The sequence below is a fragment of the Nocardioides albus genome (genome assembly GCF_014648255.1).
Classification (GTDB): domain Bacteria; phylum Actinomycetota; class Actinomycetes; order Propionibacteriales; family Nocardioidaceae; genus Nocardioides; species Nocardioides albus.
This window is the reverse complement of record NZ_BMQT01000006.1, coordinates 289,335-306,399: the sequence shown is the minus strand read 5'-3', so window position 1 is coordinate 306,399 and position 17,065 is coordinate 289,335. Positions and strand designations below refer to the sequence as shown.

Sequence of the window (17,065 nt, the reverse complement as noted above, 5' to 3'; positions counted from 1 at the left end):
CGGACACAATACGCACTGATGATCATCTGTACCTTTCCAGCTCCGGCACTCGGTAGGGAAGTGGGCGCGTGAGGTTCCAGAGGGGCCCGGTGATGGCCTATGCCGCCGTCGTGCTCATCGGCCTACTCGTCATCGTCCAGACCCTCGGCCCGGACGACTCCTCGTTGCATCGAGTGCCTCGTACGCTCTCCGGCCAGGCCGAGTTCACTGTGGTCCCCCCGGCGCCGAGCCCCGGCGTCTCTGGGGTGTCGACGATTCCCAGCGCCGAGCCGAAGGTGAAGCCGGGCAACGACCACGACGACGCCGCCGAGCCCGCGGAGCAGGCGGAGGAGAAGCCGGACAAGGCATCGCCCCCGCCACCCGCTGAGCAGCCGGACGCGCCCGCCCCGGAGACGCCGGCCGAGCCGACCGACCCTGGTGAGGACGACGGCGAGGACCAGCCGCCGATGTTGGTGCCGTCCGTGGGGCCGATCCCGGGCATCATGGCGCCGCTGCTGTGGCCGTTCGTCTCCGAGGAGGACGCCAGACCGGTCGACAAGGCTGTGCCGATGTTCCTGCGCCAGCTGATCGCGGCTGGTGCCGGCGTCCCGGTCGAGGAGCTTCCTGTGGAGGTGCCCGAGGAGGACCGGAAGAAGGACGAGCCGGCCAAGGACGTGAAGGAGCCTGAGCCGGCGCCCGACGAGCACGAGTCCGAGGCCGAGCAGGTCATCGAGGACGCCTGCGAGCTCACCGCCGCGATCGCCGAGGACGTCGAGGACCTGCCGGGAGCGAGCGAGGCACCCGACCCGCGGGCCACGCCGGAATGCGGCGAGGCGTGCGTTGAGCCGAAGACCCCGGTAGGGTCGTCGCCCGCAGCCGACCCCGAGGCCGCCACCGATTCTGATGTGCCGTCTGACACCGAACAGTCCAACGCTGGGACGACGGAGGCACCGGAGCCGGAGCAGGAGCCGAAGGACGGCAGCAAGCACGACAAGACTTGCGCCGAGAGTTCGGTGCAGTAGGGATCACTCCGACGGCGACCAGCACCACGCCAGAGTGACCGGCCGAGCGAATCCCCCCGGACGCTGGGCCGGAGTGAGGGACGAAGCAGGCCCCGGACCGCAACGCGGTCCGGGGCCTGCTCCGTTTCGGGACTGCGTCTCTCAGGCCTGCTCGGGCACCTCGGCCAGCTCTGCGGTCACGGAGATGTCCGTGGCGTTCTCGTCGACGGTGAAGAACAGGTCGCCGACGATGTTGCCGACCCGCTTGAGGTCAGCAGCGGCAGCCTCGGCATCCTTGACCAGCTTCGCGGGCCCGGTGACCTCGGCCTTGGCCAGCGGGTGCCGCATCTTCACCTTCGCGGTCGACTTCGCGCCCCGGATTCCGGTCAGGGTCGCCGCGACGGCGTCGAGCGCCGCCGGGTCTGCTGCGGCAGCGGTGCCGAGCTCGAGCTCACGCGGCCATGCGGAGGTGTGGATCGAACCCGTCTGCCACCACGACCAGACTTCCTCGGTGACGTACGGCAGGAAGGGGGCCAGCAGGCGCAGCTGGACGTGGAGCGCCGTGGCCAGGGTCGCGCGGGCGGACTCGGTGGCGAGGCCGCCGTCCTCGTCGTAGGCACGCTCCTTGACCAGCTCGAGGTAGTCGTCGCAGAACTCCCAGAAGAACTTCTCCGAGGCCTCCAGCGCGCCTGCGTAGTCGTAGGCCGTGAAGGCGTCGGTCGCCTTGGTGATCGTCTCCTTGAGGCGGGCCATCAGAGCGCAGTCGACCGGCTGGGTGATCGCGACCGGGTTGATCGTGGTCGCTCCGACGTTGCCGAGGACGAACTTGGAGGCGTTGAGGATCTTCATCGCCAGCCGGCGACCGACCTTCATCTGGGTCTCGTCGAACGGCGAGTCCATGCCGGGACGGGTCAGCGCGGCACGCCAACGGACCGCGTCGGCGCCGAACTTCTCCAGGATCTCGGTCGGGACGACGACGTTGCCCTTCGACTTCGACATCTTCTTGCGGTCGGGGTCGAGGATCCAGCCGGCGATCATCGCGTGGCTCCACGGGACGGTGCCGTCCTCGAGGTGGGCGCGGACGATGCGGCCGAAGAGCCAGGTGCGGATGATCTCGTGGCTCTGGGTGCACAGGTCCATCGGGTAGACCCGGCTGAACAGGTCGGGGTCGGCCTCCCAGCCGCCCGCGATCTGCGGGGTCAGCGAGGAGGTCGCCCAGGTGTCCATGACGTCCGGGTCGCCCTGGAAGCCGCCGGGCTTGCCGCGCTGCGCCTCCTCGTAGCCGGTCGGGACGTCCGTCGAGGGGTCGATCGGGAGCTGGTCCTCGCTCGGCAGCAGCGGCTTGTCGTAGTCGGGGTTGCCCTCGGCGTCGAGCGCGTACCAGACCGGGAACGGGATGCCGAAGAAGCGCTGGCGGGAGATCAGCCAGTCGCCGTTGAGGCCGCCGACCCAGTTGTCGTAGCGGTGGCGCATGTGCTCGGGCAGCCAGGTCAGCTCGCCGCCACGGGCCAGCAGACGCTCGCGCAGCTCGGGGTTGCGGCCGCCGTTGGTGATGTACCACTGCCGGCTGGCGACGATCTCCAGCGGCTTGTCGCCACGCTCGTAGAAGTTGGCCATCCGCTGGGTCTTCTTCGGCTCGCCGACGAGGTCGCCGGACTCGCGGATCATCGCGACCACGGCCTCGCGGGCCGAGTGGACGGTCTTGCCCTTCAGGTCCTCGTACGCAGCGATCCCGGCCTCGGTGGTGATCCACTCCGGGGTCTCGCGGGAGAAGCGGCCGTCGCGGCCGATCAGGGCGCGGGCGGGAAGGTTGAGCTCACGCCACCACTGGACGTCGGTGAGGTCGCCCCAGGTGCAGCACATCGCGATGCCGGCGCCCTTGTCCATCTCCGCCGCCTCGTGGGCCAGGACGGGGATCTCGACGCCGAAGATCGGGCTGGTGACGGTGCTGCCGAACAGGTCCTTGTAGCGGTCGTCGTCGGGGTGCGCGATCAGTGCGACGACGCTGGGGATCAGCTCGGGGCGGGTGGTCTCGATGTGGACCGGGTCGACCGCGGTGGTCGAGCCTGTCGAGACCCGGTGGAAGGCGACGCGGTGGAAGAAGCCGGGGTAGTCCTTCGCCTCGAGCTCGGCTTGGGCGACGGCGGTCTGGAAGGTGACGTCCCACAGGGTCGGCGCCTCCTGCAGGTAGGCCTCACCGCGGGCGAGGTTGCGCAGGAACGCCTTCTGGGAGGCGGTCTGGGAGGCCTTGCCGATGGTCGTGTACTGCTGGTCCCAGTCGAAGGAGAGACCCAGGGTGCGCCACAGGTCCTCGAAGACCTTCTCGTCCTCGACGACCAGCTGGTTGCACAGCTCGACGAAGTTCGGCCGGCTGATCGAGATCTGGCGCTTCGGGTCCGGCTTCTCCGGCGGGGTGAAGTCCGGGTCGTACGGCAGGCTCGGGTCGCAGCGGACGCCGAAGTAGTTCTGGACGCGGCGCTCGGTCGGCAGGCCGTTGTCGTCCCAGCCGATCGGGTAGAAGACCGACTTGCCGTTCATCCGCTGGAAGCGGGCGATCAGGTCGGGGTGGGTGTAGGAGAAGACGTGGCCGACGTGCAGGCTGCCGGAGACGGTCGGCGGCGGGGTGTCGATCGAGTAGACGTTCTCGCGCGGCTGGGTGCGGTCGAAGGCGTACGTCTTGTCGTCCTTCCAGCGCTCGGCCCACTTGGCCTCCAGGCCCTCCAGGACCGGCTTGTCCGGTACGGCGACTACGCGCTGCTCAGCGGGCGTAGTCGTCTCCGGTGCGGTCTGCGTGGGCGTGGTCTCAGTCATGGGACCAAATCCTATGGGCGCGCGGTTCCTGGCGCGAAACCGGTTGAGAACGGCGTTGCGCACTCGCCATGCTTCGGTGCGTGGGCACCATCGAGTTCTTCACCGATCCAGCCGAGTTCCTCGCCGTCGCGGAGGACTACCTCGCCAGGGAGCCGATGGTCGCCAACGTGCTCGCCACCAACGCCGAGAAGGCGACCCGGGTCGAGCAGGGCGGGCCCTATCGCTGGTTCGCGATCGCTCGGGAGGGTGACCACGTCGTGGGGGCGGCGATGCGGACGGCCGACTTCGAGCCGTACCCGCTCTACGTCTGCCCGATGCCGGAGGCGGCGGCGGTGGACCTGGCCCGTCGGCTGCACGAGCGCGGCGAGTACGCCGGTGGGTCCAACGGCGCGCTTCCTGCGGCACGGACGGTGGCCGAGGAGACGGTCCGGCTCACCGGCGGGCGGGTGAGCGTGGCGATGGCGTCGCGTCTGCACGAGCTCGGGACGCTGGTGATGCCGGCGGGCGTTCCTGGGCGCGCCCGCCCGGCGACGTACGACGATCTCGAGCTGTGCCGCGCATGGCTGGCCGACTTCGGGCGCGCCGCCCGGGAACAGTCCACGAACAAGGCCTACGCCCATGAGCACGCCGCTGTCGGCGAGGACGAGGTGCGCCGCCGGATCGAGGAGTTCCTGCTGCTGTGGGAGGTCGACGGCGAGATCGTGTCCCTGTGCGGCGCGACCCTGCCGGCGCACGGCGTGGTCCGGATCGCGCCGGTCTACACGCCGAAGGAGCAGCGGGGCCACGGCTACGGCACCGCGGTGACCGCCGCGGCCTCACGTCTCCTCGGCGCCGACGGCACCCGGCTGTGCCTGTTCACCGACGTCGACAACCCCGTCTCCAACCACGTCTACGCCAAGATCGGCTACCGCCCCGTCGTCGACATGGCCAACCACACGATCGTCCCCTGACCTGCCGACTCGGCGGGTCAGTCGACGGTGAAGCGGCGGCCGAGGTAGTGGTCGACGGCCGGCCAGATGTGACCCTCGACCTCGGCGGCGTCGGTCCAGTGCAGGGACCAGCCGATGCCGGTGGCGGTGGTGATGTCGGCGGAGCGGCGGCCGCTGCTGCTCTGCTTGAGGTGGAGGGCGCGGATCTGGTTCCAGGGGATGTAGGCGGTGTTCGAGGCAGCGGCGAGCTCGGCGGGGGACCTGTCCAGGGCGCGCTGGATCAGCTTCCTGCCGGGCGAGCCGGAGGTGACCGAGGCCAGGCCGGTGGCGAGGCGGTCGGAGCCTGAGGGCTTGAGCATCATCAGGCCGGTGTCGGTCACCAGGAGCGTACGGAAGCCGTCGCCGGAGATCGGTGCCAGGGCGCCGATGAAGCCGTCGGGCGGCGCCGGGGTCTGCGTGTCGGACGAGGCGCGCTCCTGCGTCTCGGTGTCGACCTGCGCGTCGAGCTGGTGCACCCAGGCGCGCAGCGCGGCGGCGTAGCCGGGGGAGTCGAGGGCCTCGTAGGCGAGGCTCTCGGCGTCGACCTCCTGGCCGGCGATGTCGATCAGTCGCCACGGGCCCGCCCAGCTGAGCTCGTAGCGGGCCTTGTCCTCGCCGACCAGCTCGTGGGCGATGGCGGCTCCGAGGAGGCGGGCGATGGTCCGGCGTCGCGTCTCGCCTGCCGTGTCGCCGGCCTCATCGGCGGTGGTGGACTCGACCTCGACCAGGCCGAGCAGGGTGTCAAGGTTGCCGGAGGCGATCAGGTCGAGTGCGCCCCGGGCGGTGGCCGGCACGATCTGGTTCTCCCGCATCGCATTGAGGAGGATCTCGGCATCGATCGTCGCGGCACGGGCACCGGCGACGGCCACGATCTCGGTCATCGGTGCTGCGGTCAGCCCCGAGCCCGCGAACGTCTTGTCCTCGAGCGCGAGGAAGGTCTGCTGCGGGTAGCGCAGGATGCTCGCGGCGTTTCCGGACCTGTCCGTCTCGTCCGTGGAGGCCATCGACTCCAGTCGCTCGATCCGCTCCGCGAGGGGCGGGTGGGAGTCGTAAGCCGACGCCGTCGTCTCGGCGGGCGCCGCACTGATCCTGGCGAGCTCCTCGAGCCGTTCGGGGTCGCTCATCAGGTGGGTGAAGCTGTCGAAGAAGCGCGTGGGCCGCAGCCCGTAATGGGCGCCCGCCTCGACGTACTGCTCCAGGTAGATGCGCCAGGCGGCGTCGAGTGCGGGGAGCGTACGCAGGGTGACCCCGGCGGTCTGCGGACCGGCGACCTGCGCGCTGACCCGGTCGGCGTCCAGCTCATGGGCGTGTGCGAGCGGGCGGGTGAGGGCGAAGAAGATCCGGGCGTACGTCCGGAAGGGCCGTTTCGTCAACGGGCTGGTGAGGCCGGCGGCGACCTCCGCGATCGCCAGGCGGCTGCGGTGCACGAGGGCGCCGAGCCGGGAGCGGGTGGTGCTGTGGTGACCCAGCTCGTGGGCGAGAACCACGTGCAGCTGGTTGCGGGAGAGCCCCTGGAGGAGAGGTACGCCGAGGAACATGCGCCGGGTGCCCGAACGGAGCCCGAGGATGCTGGTCTCGTCGCTGACCGCGGCGTTGGCGTCTGCCACCAGGCGGATCTCGTCGGGGGCGCGGGTCCCGGCCGTCGCAGCCAGCTGGCGGACGTCCGCCCACAGCGCCGGCTGATCCTGCTCGGTGAGCACCAGTCCACCGGGGTCGGCCGCGGTCCTGGCGCGGCGCCGTGGGAGCACCTGTTGGCCGACGAGGACGACGGCAGCCAGCAGATAGGCACCCGTCAGGAGCGAGACCGCGAGAGCAGTCCGGAGCGTACGCATGAATGGTGGACCTTGTGGGGGATGGGGGGGATCAGTCCGAGATCAGTGGGAGGGTAGCGGGTCTGGCAATTCGCGGGGAGGCGTGCAGAGCCTAGACTCGACCCCGATGAGTGAGACTCCCGCACCGCGCCTGGCGGCCACGATCGAGGAGGTCTGGGAAGCGCTGCAGTCGCGCTGGCCCGAGACCCGCCTCGAGCCCTCCCTGGACCGGATCCGTGCCCTGCTCGAGATCCTCGGTGATCCGCAGGACGCCTTCCGGATCATCCAGCTGACCGGCACCAACGGCAAGACCTCCACCTCTCGGATGATCGACACGCTGCTGCGGTCCCTGGACCTGCGGGTGGGGAGGTTCACCTCGCCGCACGTGGAGCGGATCAACGAGCGGATCTCGATCGATGGCGAGCCGCTGTCGGACGACGACTTCGTCGCCGCGTTCAACGACGTCGCCCACTACCTGAGCCTGGTCGACGACGACCAGCCGCACCCGCTCTCCTTCTTCGAGACGACGGTCGGGATGGCGTACGCGAAGTTCGCCGAGGCTCCGGTCGACGTCGCCGTCGTCGAGGTCGGGCTGGGCGGCGGCTGGGACGCCACGAACGTGGCCGACGCCGATGTGGCGGTCGTGACCCCGATCTCGATCGACCACGCGAAGTACCTCGGTGAGACACCGGTCGCGATCGCCCGGGAGAAGGCCGGGATCATCAAGCCCGGAGGCGTCGCGGTGATCGCCGAACAGGGCGTCGATGTCGCTGCCGTGCTGGACCAGCACGCCGCCGAGGTCGGCGCCCGGCTGCTCTGGGAGGGCACCGACTTCGCGGTCGTGTCCCGGACGCCGGCCGTGGGCGGGCAGATCATCACGCTGCGCGGGCTGCACGGGACGTACGAGGATCTCTTCCTGCCGCTCTACGGCGCCCACCAGGCACAGAACGCGGCAGCGGCGCTGGCCGCGGTCGAGGCGTTCCTGGGCGAGACCGTGCTCGGGGACGAGCTCGTGCGCGACGCCTTCGCCAAGGTCGACTCGCCGGGACGGCTTGAGATCGTGCGATCGTCCCCGACGATCCTGCTCGACGCCGCCCACAACCCGGCCGGTGCCGAGGCGACCGTCGCCGCCCTCGAGGACTCGTTCTCCTTCTCCGGTGTCGTAGGTGTCATCGGCGTGATGGCGGACAAGGACGTCGAGGGTCTGCTCGCGGCCTTCGAACCGGTGCTCGAGCATCTCGTCGTCACCCAGAACTCCACCGAGCGAGCCCTTCCCGCGGTCGAGCTCGCCAAGATCGCCGTCGAGCTCTACGGCGAGGAGCGGGTATCGGTGGTGCCCCGCCTCGCCGACGCCATCGACGCGGCGATGGGCCTGTCGGAGTCCTCCGCCGGCGGCTCGATCTCCGAGGGTGCGGTGCTCGTGACCGGCTCCGTGGTGACCGCGGGGGAGGCGCGTACGTTGCTCGGGACGCGCAGCTCGTCCGGTGTCTCGGCCGCGACCGCTCGGGTCGTGCCGACCTCGGACCCGGAGCTGGAGGCGTATCTGGAGGCCGACGCAGATGACGACTGAACGGGAGAAGTCGCCGCGGCGCGGGATGTGCGCCGCGATCGTGTCGATGGAAGGGCTCGCGGTCGCGCTGGCCGCGCCGGTGATGATCTCGATCGGCGGGGTGCCCGCCTGGCTGGCGCTCCCGCTGGGCCTCGGCTTCTTCGTGGCCTGCATCATCGTGGCCGGTCTCCTGCGTCGCCCGTGGGCCTACTGGCTCGGCTGGGCGCTGCAGGTCGTCGCGATCGGGATGGGCTTCCTGATCTCCATCATGTTCGTCGTCGGCGTGATCTTCGCGTTCCTGTGGGGCATGGCCGACTTCCTCGGCCGAAAGATCGAGCGCGAGCGCGCTGCCGCCTTCGAGGCGTTCGACCAGATCCTCGCCCACGAATCGACCGAGGAATCGACCGGGGAAGACGCCGAGCCCAGGTAGGTTTGCGGACGTGGACGAGCGCGACGAGCTGCAGATGGCGACGGACGAGGCGGCGGTCGACTGGGCGCTGTGCCCGGCGTGCGGGAACGCCCTGGTGCTGCGGCGGCCACGGACCCGGACGGCTCACTACGCGCACAAGGCCGGAGAGTCGTGTCGGCTCGTCGGCGCGCAGCTGCGGCGTACCAGCAGCGGGTGGGCCGTCGGTGGCGGCGAGGACGACCCGGACAGCCTGGAGAACCTCTTCGACCTGATCGAGGAGGACGGGCCGGGCCGCTAGCGCCCGAGCGCCCCGGTGACGGCCGCGAGCGCCTGGTCCAGCTCGGTGTCGCTGATCCCGCCGAAGCCGACCACCAGGCCGGTCAGCCCGCTGGTCCGGGCGTAGGTGGAGAGCAGATTGATCTCGAAGCCGGCGGCTCTCGCCGCGGCGCGGGCCCGGACAGCGTCCGGCTCGGGCAGCAACCACGTGGAGTACATGCCGGCCAGCGGGCCGGCGAGCGTGGCGTAGGGGCTCATCGCCTCGGCAACGCGCGGGGCACGCTCGGCGTAGACGCGTCGGGCCGAGCGAACCGCCCGGTCCAGCCAGCCGTCGCGGAGCAGGGTGAGCAGAGCGCGCTGCGAGGGCCAGGCCGCCCCGGCGTGGGTGATCGTGCGACGGTGCAGGATCAGCTCGTGCAGATCGGGTGGTGCGACCAGCCAGCCGAGGCGAAGGGTCGGGACGACCGACTTCGCCGCGGTGCCGAGATAGACCACGCGGTCACGATCTAGCGTGGCCATCGTGGGCACAGGAGCGACGTCGTAGCGGAACTCCGAGTCGTAGTCGTCCTCGATCACGACCGCGTCCGCCTTCCGAGCCGCCGCGATCAGCGCCAGCCGGTCGGCGGCAGGCATGACCCGTCCCAGGGGGTGCTGGTGGGCCGGGGTGACGTACGCAGCCACCGCATCACCCAGGTCGCCGACCGTCTCCACGGCAGGCAGGTCGATGACCTCGCGTCCGTAGGTGAGCACCGTCTCGGCGGCGGCCCGGTAGCCGGGATCCTCCACCGCGACCGGGCCCGGGCGCAGCTCGGGAAGGACGGCGCGAAGCCCGTCGGTGGTGCCCGCGGTCACGATGATCTCGTCCGGGTGGAGGTCCATGCCGCGGGTGCGTCCGAGCCGCGCCGCCAGCGCCTCGCGCAGCTCCGGCAGACCCAGCGGGTCGTCGTACCCGCGGGGAGGCGCGGCGACCGAGACCTCTCGCCACGCCCGCCGCCATCCCGGCTCCAGCCGCGGGTCGAAGAACGGCGTGCCCGTATCCAGGCGAGGGAGTGACCGCGGGAAGCGCCGAGGCGTCACTGGCGTCGCCCGAGACGTCACGCGCGTCGCCCGAGACGTCACGCGCGTCGGTCGAGTGGTCACCTGCGGTGCGGCCGCGGCGGCACGGGTCGTGGTGACGTACGTCCCGGACCCGCGGCGTGCCTCGAGCCACCCTTCGGCGGCGAGCTGGTCGTAGGCCTGCTCGATCACCGCCCGCGAGACGCCCAGGTCGGTGGCGAGCGCGCGGCTCGACGGGACCCGGTCGCCGGTCCTGAGGGTGCCGGACAGAACCAGGGAGCGGACCTGCTCGGCGAGCTGGGCGGGTAGCGGCTCGCTGGAGGTGCGATCGAGAGTCACGGGGAGCATCGTTCGAATGGCCTGTCAGATTCGGTCGGAATTGGCCTGTGCGTGCAGGCCACTTCTCTCCGAGGATGGTGCCATGAGCACGACGTTGTCACCCACCCCACGCACCCAGATCAGCCGAGGCAAGAACCGCGCCGTCCCCGACCGCGAGCGCCTGCACGCCTTCCTCGGCGACGCGCTCGTCGCCCACCTCGGCGTCACCGTCGGATCGGGCGAGGACGCCCACCCGGTGGTGCTGCCCACCGCGTACGGCTTCGACCTCGACGGCCCGGACGCCGGTGGCTCGCTCTATCTGCACGGCTCGGTGGCTGCCGGCTGGCTCGCGAAGGCGCTGGAGCGCGACGTGTGCGTCACGATCACCGAGCTCGACGGCCTGGTCGCCGCGCGCAGCGGGTTCCACCACTCGATGAACTACCGCTCGGCCGTCGTCATCGGCCGCCCGCGCCTGGTGGAGGAGCCCGACGAGCGTGAGCACGCCCTGGCGCTGGTCGTCGACCAGATGATCCCCGGGCGCTGGGCGACGCTGAGGCCGGCCACCCGCAAGGAGCTCGCCGCCACCGCCGTCCTCGCCCTCCCGCTCGCGGAGGCGTCGATGAAGGCGCGAGCCGAGGGTCCCGTCGACGACCCGGAGGACATCGAGGCCGGCATCTGGGCGGGCGTGATCCCGATCCACCGCGTCGCCGACGCCCCGGTGACGGCCGAGGACGCGCAGGGGGCACCCCCGGAGGATGTCGTACGCCGCGCCACGGGGTTGGGCGCTGCCGCGGAATGTTCACCGAGGTAACTCGGTCGGTGGGCACCTCCTTCGTGGAGTTCCACGAAGGAGGTGCCACTGGACCGAGGTAGCTCGGTGGACGGACGTCGGCGTAGCCGGCCCTGGTGCTGGAGAGGGTCGCGCCGGGTCGCGGGTTGGGCGCTGCCGCGGAATGTTCACCGAGGTAACCCGGTCAGTGGCGCTTCCTTCGCGGAGTTCGACGAAGGAAGCGCCACTCCACTGAGGTAACTCGGTGAACGTGCGCCGGGCTCAGCTGAGCCCGGCGCGCCGCAGAGCGTCGGCCATGGCGCTGTTGGCAGGGGCGGACGAGCCACGCCCGCCGCCCTGGCCCCCACGGTTGCCGCCGGGGCGTCCGCCGCCCTTGCCGCCCCCGTTGCCGCCCCCGTTGCCGCCACTCGTGGATCCGCCCTTGCCCTTGCCCTGGCCGCGATGGCCACCGCCGGGCCGACCCGAACGTCCGTCAGACTCGCCCTTGGCGGGAGCACCCGCCGGAGCGTCGTCGGAGAGGCGGAGCGTGAGCGAGATCCGCTTGCGGGACTCGTCGACCTCCATCACCTTCACCCGGACCACGTCACCGGAGCGGACCACGTCGCGGGGGTCCTCGACGAACTTGTCCGACATCGCGGAGATGTGGACCAGACCGTCCTGGTGGACACCGATGTCGACGAAGGCACCGAAGGCGGCGACGTTGGTGACCGTGCCCTCCAGCACCATGCCCGGTCGCAGGTCGGAGACGGCGTGGACCGAGTCGTCGAAGGTCGCTGTCTTGAACTCCGGGCGCGGGTCGCGGCCGGGCTTCTCGAGCTCGGCGAGGATGTCGGTGACCGTCGGCAGGCCGAACGTGTCATCGACGAACTCCGACGGCTTCAGCGACTTCAGGGCTGCGGTGTTGCCGATCAGCGACCCGATGTCCGCCGACGCCTTGTCGAGGATGCGGTTGACCACCGGATAGGCCTCCGGGTGCACGCCGGACATGTCGAGCGGGTCGTCGCCGCCGCGGATCCGAAGGAACCCGGCCGCCTGCTCGAACGCCTTCGGCCCGAGCCGCGCCACCTTGGTGAGCTCCCGACGGGTCCGGAAGGGGCCGTTGGTGTCGCGGTGCGCGACGATCGCCGAGGCGAGCGACTCGGTGATGCCGGAGACCCGGCGCAGCAGCGGCGCCGAGGCGGTGTTGAGGTCGACACCGACTCCGTTCACACAGTCCTCGACGACCGCGTCCAGCGACTTCGACAGCCCGTACTCCGGAAGGTCGTGCTGATACTGACCGACGCCGATCGACTTCGGCTCGATCTTCACCAGCTCGGCCAGCGGGTCCTGCAGCCGGCGGGCGATCGAGACCGCGCCACGGATCGACACATCGAGGTCCGGGAGCTCGGCCGACGCATAGGCGGAGGCTGAGTAGACCGAGGCGCCTGCCTCGGAGACCATCACCTTGGTCATCTTCAGGTCCGGCAGCAGCTTGAGCAGGTCGGCGGCGAGCTTGTCGGTCTCGCGCGAGGCGGTGCCGTTGCCGATCGCGATCAGGTCCACCTTGTGCTTCGCGCACAGCTTCGCCAACGTCGACAGCGATCCGTCCCAGTCGCGCCGCGGCTCGTGCGGGTAGACCGTCGAGGTGTCGACCACCTTCCCGGTCGCGTCCACGACGGCCACCTTCACACCGGTCCGGATGCCCGGGTCCAGACCCATCGTGGCCCGCGTGCCGGCCGGCGCGGCCAGCAGCAGATCCCGCAGGTTCGAGGCGAAGACCGAGATCGCGCCCTCCTCGGCCGCGGTGCGGATCCGGGTGCGCATGTCGAGCTCGAGGCGGAACAGGATCCGCGTACGCCACGCCCACCGCACCGTCTCGGCCAGCCACTTGTCTGCCGGACGCCCGGAGTCGACGATCCCGAAACGAGCAGCGATCGAGCGCTCGTAGTCGGTCACCTCGCCCGCCTCCGGCTCCTCGGCGTAGGGGGACAGGGTGACGTCGAGCACCTCCTCCTTCTCCGCACGGAGAACGGCCAGCGTGCGGTGCGACGGCAGCGACGCGTACGACTCGGAGAACTCGAAGTAGTCGGAGAACTTCGCCGCCGCCGGGTCGTTCTCGCGACCTTCCCGGACGCGGGTGACCAGCCGGCCGGTGGTCCACATCCGCTCCCGCAGCGTGCCGATCAGGTCGGCGTCCTCGCCGAACCGCTCGACCAGGATCGCACGGGCGCCGTCGAGCGCGGCCTTCACGTCGGGGACGTTCTCGCCGAGGAAGCCCTCAGCCACCACCACCGGATCCAAGGAAGGGTCGCCCAGCAGCCCGTCGGCCAGCGGCTCGAGCCCGTTCTCGCGGGCGATCATCGCCTTGGTGCGCCGCTTCGGCTTGAACGGCAGGTAGATGTCCTCCAGCCGGGCCTTGGTGTCGGCGGCGAGGATCGAGGCCTGCAGCTCGGGGGTGAGCTTGTCCTGCTTCGCGATCTCGGCCAGGACGGCGGCACGCCGCTCCTCCAGGTCGCGCAGATAGCCGAGCCGCTCCTCCAACGTACGCAGCTGGGCGTCGTCGAGGCCGCCGGTCACCTCCTTGCGGTAGCGCGCGATGAACGGCACCGTCGAACCCTCGTCGAGCAGGGCGACCGCGGCGGTCACCTGCGCCGGGCGCACCCCGAGATCTTCGGCGATGCGGGCCGGGATCGCGGCCATCGAGTCTGCGAGCGTCGGAGCTGATGGAGTTGCTGTCACGGGGCGCCATCCTGCCGTACGCCACCGACAATCTCATCGACGGCTCGACGACCCGGCCCGAACGTGCCGGGACGGGCCTGCCCCGATACCCTCGACCCATGACGCAGCGCACGTTCGTGATCCTGAAGCCCGACGCCGTCCGCCGGGGCCTGGTGGGGGAGATCCTGTCCCGCTACGAGGCCAAGGGCCTCTCGATCGTGAAACTGGAGCACCGCACCATCGACGCGGGCATGGCCGACGAGCACTACGCCGAGCACGTCGAGCAGCCGTGGTACCCGCCACTGCGGGACTTCGTCACCTCCGGCCCGCTCGTTGCGGCCGTGCTCGAGGGCGACGAGGCGATCGAGGTCGTCCGCGCGCTCAACGGCGCCACCGACGGCCGCAAGGCCGCGCCCGGGACCATTCGCGGCGACTTCTCGCTCTCCAACCGCGAGAACCTCGTCCACGGCTCCGACTCGCCCGAGTCGGCCGACCGTGAGATCAAGCTCTGGTTCAGCGTCTGAGACGACCGAGGAAGTGACCGCGCGAGGCGCGGATCGCTTGACCCTGAGATCGCGCCGGTAGCTACCGGCGCGATCTTTCATTTGTGGTCGAGAAGGTGCGCGTGAGCCGTTCCGCAACACCAGGTGAACACAGGCATCCCCTGGTTCGGCGGCGTGGATGGACCCCGTATCGTTGCGCTTTCGGCGAGCCTCTCCGGTTTGAGGCTCGGACCTTCGTAGCCTCGTCGGCAGGCCCGCATCCTGCACCACGGAACCCCGACGCGGCGCCCCGGGAACGCGAGGACGTATGGCGAGCATCATTGGACGCGACATGGCGGTGGACCTCGGCACCGCGAACACCCTCGTCTATGTCCGCGGCAAGGGTGTGCTCGTCGATGAGCCGAGCGTGGTCGCGCTCAACAAGAACACCGGCGAGATGGTCGCCGTCGGCCATGAGGCCAAGAAGATGCTGGGGCGTACGCCCGACGACATCGTCGCGCTGCGGCCGCTCAAGGACGGCGTGATCGCCGACTTCGAGGCCACCGAGCAGATGCTCCGCTACTTCATCCAGCAGGTCCACCGGCGCCGCTACTTCGCCAAGCCGCGGATGGTCATCTGCGTCCCCTCCGGGATCACCGCCGTCGAGATCCGCGCGGTGAAGGAGGCCGGCTACCAGTCCGGCGCCCGGATGGTGAACATCATCGAGGAGCCGATGGCGGCCGCGATCGGCGCCGGCCTCCCGGTGCACCTGCCGACCGGCAACATGGTCGTCGACATCGGCGGCGGCACGACCGAGGTCGCGGTGATCAGCCTCGGCGGCATCGTCACCTCGCAGTCCATCAGGACGGCTGGCCACCAGCTCGACAACGCGATCATGACCTGGCTGAAGAAGGAGCACGCCCTGCTCCTCGGCGAGCGCACCGCCGAAGAGGTCAAGATGACCCTCGGGTCGGTCTGGCCGCTGCCCAACGAGCCGGAGGCCGAGATCAGGGGTAGGGACCTGGTCAGCGGCCTGCCCCGCACCGTGAGCGTCTCCAGCGCCGAGGTGCGCAAGGCGATCGAGGAGCCGTTGCACGACATCTTCGACGCGGTCCGCTCCACGCTCGACCAGACGCCTCCTGAGCTGGCCGGCGACATCATGGACCGCGGCATCGTGCTCACCGGCGGCGGCGCCCTCCTCCGCGGGCTCGACGAGCGGCTGCGCCACGAGACCGGAATGCCCGTGCACATCGCGGAGTCTCCGCTGACCTCGGTCGCGATGGGCGCCGGCCGCTGCGTCGAGGACTACGACGTGCTCCGCCCCGTCCTGGTGAACGAGAACAGGAGATGGTGACGTGTCGTTGCTGAGCCCCCGCCCCAGCGAGCGTCTTCGCAAGGGGCTGGAACAACGCAAGGGTCCCAAACCCATGGTCCGTACGCCGCGGGAGAGGCTCAACCGCCGCGGCAGCCTCGAGACGAGCGCCGGTGGCGGTGGCCCGAAGCGCTCCTGGCTGATCGTGCTCGTGCTGTGCTGCGCAACCCTGGCCACGCTCGACCAGACCCCCGTCCTGGAGCCGGCCCGCACCGCGGTCGGCGAGGTGCTCTCCCCGCTGGAGACCGGCGCGGCGATGGTCGCCCGCCCGTTCACCGGCGTCCCGGAATGGTTCGACACCCGCGACGACCTGCGTGACCGGCTCACGAAGCTCGAGGCCGAGAACTCGACGCTGCGCCGCCAGGTCGAGGTCAACGACTACGGCCGGGCGAAGCTCGCCGAGTACGAGTCGATCACCCGTGCCGCCGACGACCTCGGCTACGCCCTCGTCCCGGCGAGGGTCACCGCCTTCGGTCCCGCGCAGACCTTCAACCGCACCGTCACCATCGACGCCGGCAGCGCCGCCGGGATCAGGTCCGACATGTCGGTCGTGACCGGGGACGGTCTCGTCGGCCGGGTGCTGCGGGTGACGAAGACCTCGGCCACGGTCCTGCTGATCGTCGATGCCGCCTCCGTCGTCGGCGGCCGCGTCGGCGGCGCCGACAGCGCCGGCAAGAAGTCGGGCCAGGTCGGCATGGTCCGGGGCTCCGGGGTGGTCGCCGGCCGCTCCGACGCCGGGCTGCTGACCCTCGACCTCGTCGACCAGACCGCCGCCCCGCTCAAGGGCGAGACGGTCATCACCTGGGGTGACGGCCGGGCCGCTCCGTACGTCTCGGGGCTGCCGATCGGTGAGGTGACCGACACCTTCGAGAGCGTGCGGGACTCCTCGCGGACGGTGCGGATCAAGCCGTACGTCGACTTCGGTTCGCTCGACGTCGTCGGTGTGGTCGTGCCCAACGACACCGTGAGCGACCGCGCCGTGGTCACTCCGGAAGGAGAGCTGCGATGAGCGAGATGGAGGCGCGGGGCTCGGGGGCCGCCCCGGTGCTGCGCAACGTGCTGATCGGGCTGCTGGTCGTGATCGCCGTCGTGCTTCAGTTGAGCGTGGCGCCTGCCTTCGCCATCCGCGGCATCACCCCCGACCTGGCCCTCCTGGTCGTGGTCGCGGTCGCGCTCGCCCGCGGTGGCCAGGCCGGCCTGGTGGCCGGGTTCGCGGCGGGCGTACTCCTGGATCTGGCGCCGCCGGCCGATCACACTGCGGGTCGGTGGGCGCTCGCGCTCCTGATCGTGGGCTACGTCGCCGGCCGCGTACGCGAGAACAGCACGGCCCACAACGGCCCCGGAGGCCCCAACGCGCTGACCGTGATGGTTACGGTCGCCGCCTGTTCGTTCATCGGGGTCAGCATCTTCGCGGTCAGCGGCCTGATCCTCGGCGAGGCACCGACGACGCTGCTGCCGACCGTGCTGATCAGCGTCGGCTACGACCTTCTGCTGGCGCCGCTTCTGATCCCGATGCTGCTGTGGTTGATCGGTAAGGGGGACTGAC

14 protein-coding genes are annotated in these 17,065 nt (G+C 70.7%); 10 read left to right on the top strand and 4 right to left on the bottom strand.

Annotation, left to right across the window (positions count from 1 at the left end):
• Positions 1–68: 68 nt before the first annotated feature.
• Positions 69–1,001: a hypothetical protein gene (locus IEY84_RS14790; RefSeq protein WP_183546826.1), complete on the top strand. Its 933-nt coding sequence runs from the start codon at positions 69–71 to the stop codon at positions 999–1,001.
• Positions 1,002–1,142: 141 nt separating this feature from the next.
• Here IEY84_RS14790 and valS read toward each other — a convergent pair whose 3' ends face one another.
• Positions 1,143–3,791 carry a valine--tRNA ligase gene (valS, locus tag IEY84_RS14785; RefSeq protein ID WP_183546824.1) on the bottom strand — a complete coding sequence of 883 codons (2,649 nt, stop codon included), beginning with the start codon at positions 3,789–3,791 and terminating at the stop codon, positions 1,143–1,145.
• Between the two features lie 80 nt (positions 3,792–3,871).
• Between valS and IEY84_RS14780 the strand changes: the two genes are divergently transcribed.
• The gene (locus IEY84_RS14780) at positions 3,872–4,741 is read left to right on the top strand and encodes a GNAT family N-acetyltransferase (protein ID WP_183546822.1); all 870 of its coding nucleotides are present in this window, start codon (positions 3,872–3,874) and stop codon (positions 4,739–4,741) included.
• Between the two features lie 17 nt (positions 4,742–4,758).
• Here IEY84_RS14780 and IEY84_RS26950 read toward each other — a convergent pair whose 3' ends face one another.
• The gene (locus IEY84_RS26950) at positions 4,759–6,591 is read right to left on the bottom strand and encodes a M48 family metallopeptidase (protein ID WP_183546820.1); all 1,833 of its coding nucleotides are present in this window, start codon (positions 6,589–6,591) and stop codon (positions 4,759–4,761) included.
• A gap of 106 nt (positions 6,592–6,697) precedes the next feature.
• On the opposite strand from IEY84_RS26950, the gene IEY84_RS14770 reads away from it, so the two are divergent.
• From IEY84_RS14770 to IEY84_RS14760, 3 genes are read left to right on the top strand one after another with little or no spacing between them, the layout of a single operon-like run.
• Complete coding sequence (locus tag IEY84_RS14770) at positions 6,698–8,140, top strand: bifunctional folylpolyglutamate synthase/dihydrofolate synthase (protein ID WP_183546819.1); 1,443 nt, start codon at positions 6,698–6,700, stop codon at positions 8,138–8,140.
• Positions 8,130–8,549: a DUF4233 domain-containing protein gene (locus IEY84_RS14765; protein WP_229788694.1), complete on the top strand. Its 420-nt coding sequence runs from the start codon at positions 8,130–8,132 to the stop codon at positions 8,547–8,549. The genes IEY84_RS14770 and IEY84_RS14765 overlap by 11 nt, the downstream gene beginning before the upstream one ends.
• Positions 8,550–8,559: 10 nt before the next feature.
• Positions 8,560–8,826: a competence protein CoiA family protein gene (locus IEY84_RS14760; RefSeq protein WP_183546817.1), complete on the top strand. Its 267-nt coding sequence runs from the start codon at positions 8,560–8,562 to the stop codon at positions 8,824–8,826.
• On the opposite strand, the gene pdxR is transcribed toward IEY84_RS14760, so the two are convergent.
• Entirely contained in the window at positions 8,823–10,208 is a 1,386-nt protein-coding gene (pdxR, locus tag IEY84_RS14755) for a MocR-like pyridoxine biosynthesis transcription factor PdxR (RefSeq protein WP_183546815.1), read from the bottom strand. The two genes, IEY84_RS14760 and pdxR, sit on opposite strands and share 4 nt — an antisense overlap.
• 73 nt (positions 10,209–10,281) lie before the next feature.
• On the opposite strand from pdxR, the gene IEY84_RS14750 reads away from it, so the two are divergent.
• Positions 10,282–10,989, top strand: coding sequence for a pyridoxamine 5'-phosphate oxidase family protein (locus tag IEY84_RS14750; RefSeq protein ID WP_183546813.1), 708 nt, complete (start codon positions 10,282–10,284; stop codon positions 10,987–10,989).
• A gap of 240 nt (positions 10,990–11,229) precedes the next feature.
• On the opposite strand, the gene IEY84_RS14745 is transcribed toward IEY84_RS14750, so the two are convergent.
• On the bottom strand, positions 11,230–13,686 hold the full coding sequence (locus IEY84_RS14745) for a Tex family protein (protein ID WP_308424455.1): 2,457 nt from the start codon (positions 13,684–13,686) through the stop codon (positions 11,230–11,232).
• 98 nt (positions 13,687–13,784) lie between these two features.
• On the opposite strand from IEY84_RS14745, the gene ndk reads away from it, so the two are divergent.
• From ndk to mreD, 4 genes are all read left to right on the top strand, one after another.
• Positions 13,785–14,189 (top strand): nucleoside-diphosphate kinase, encoded by a 405-nt coding sequence (gene ndk / locus IEY84_RS14740; RefSeq protein WP_183546811.1) that lies wholly within the window; start codon positions 13,785–13,787, stop codon positions 14,187–14,189.
• A gap of 286 nt (positions 14,190–14,475) precedes the next feature.
• Positions 14,476–15,501 (top strand): rod shape-determining protein, encoded by a 1,026-nt coding sequence (locus tag IEY84_RS14735; protein WP_183546809.1) that lies wholly within the window; start codon positions 14,476–14,478, stop codon positions 15,499–15,501.
• A 1-nt stretch (position 15,502) separates the two neighbouring features.
• The gene (mreC, locus tag IEY84_RS14730) at positions 15,503–16,528 is read left to right on the top strand and encodes a rod shape-determining protein MreC (protein WP_183546807.1); all 1,026 of its coding nucleotides are present in this window, start codon (positions 15,503–15,505) and stop codon (positions 16,526–16,528) included.
• Entirely contained in the window at positions 16,525–17,064 is a 540-nt protein-coding gene (mreD, locus tag IEY84_RS14725) for a rod shape-determining protein MreD (RefSeq protein ID WP_183546805.1), read from the top strand. Before mreC ends, mreD begins: the two co-directional genes overlap by 4 nt.
• The last annotated feature ends 1 nt before the right edge of the window (position 17,065 follow it).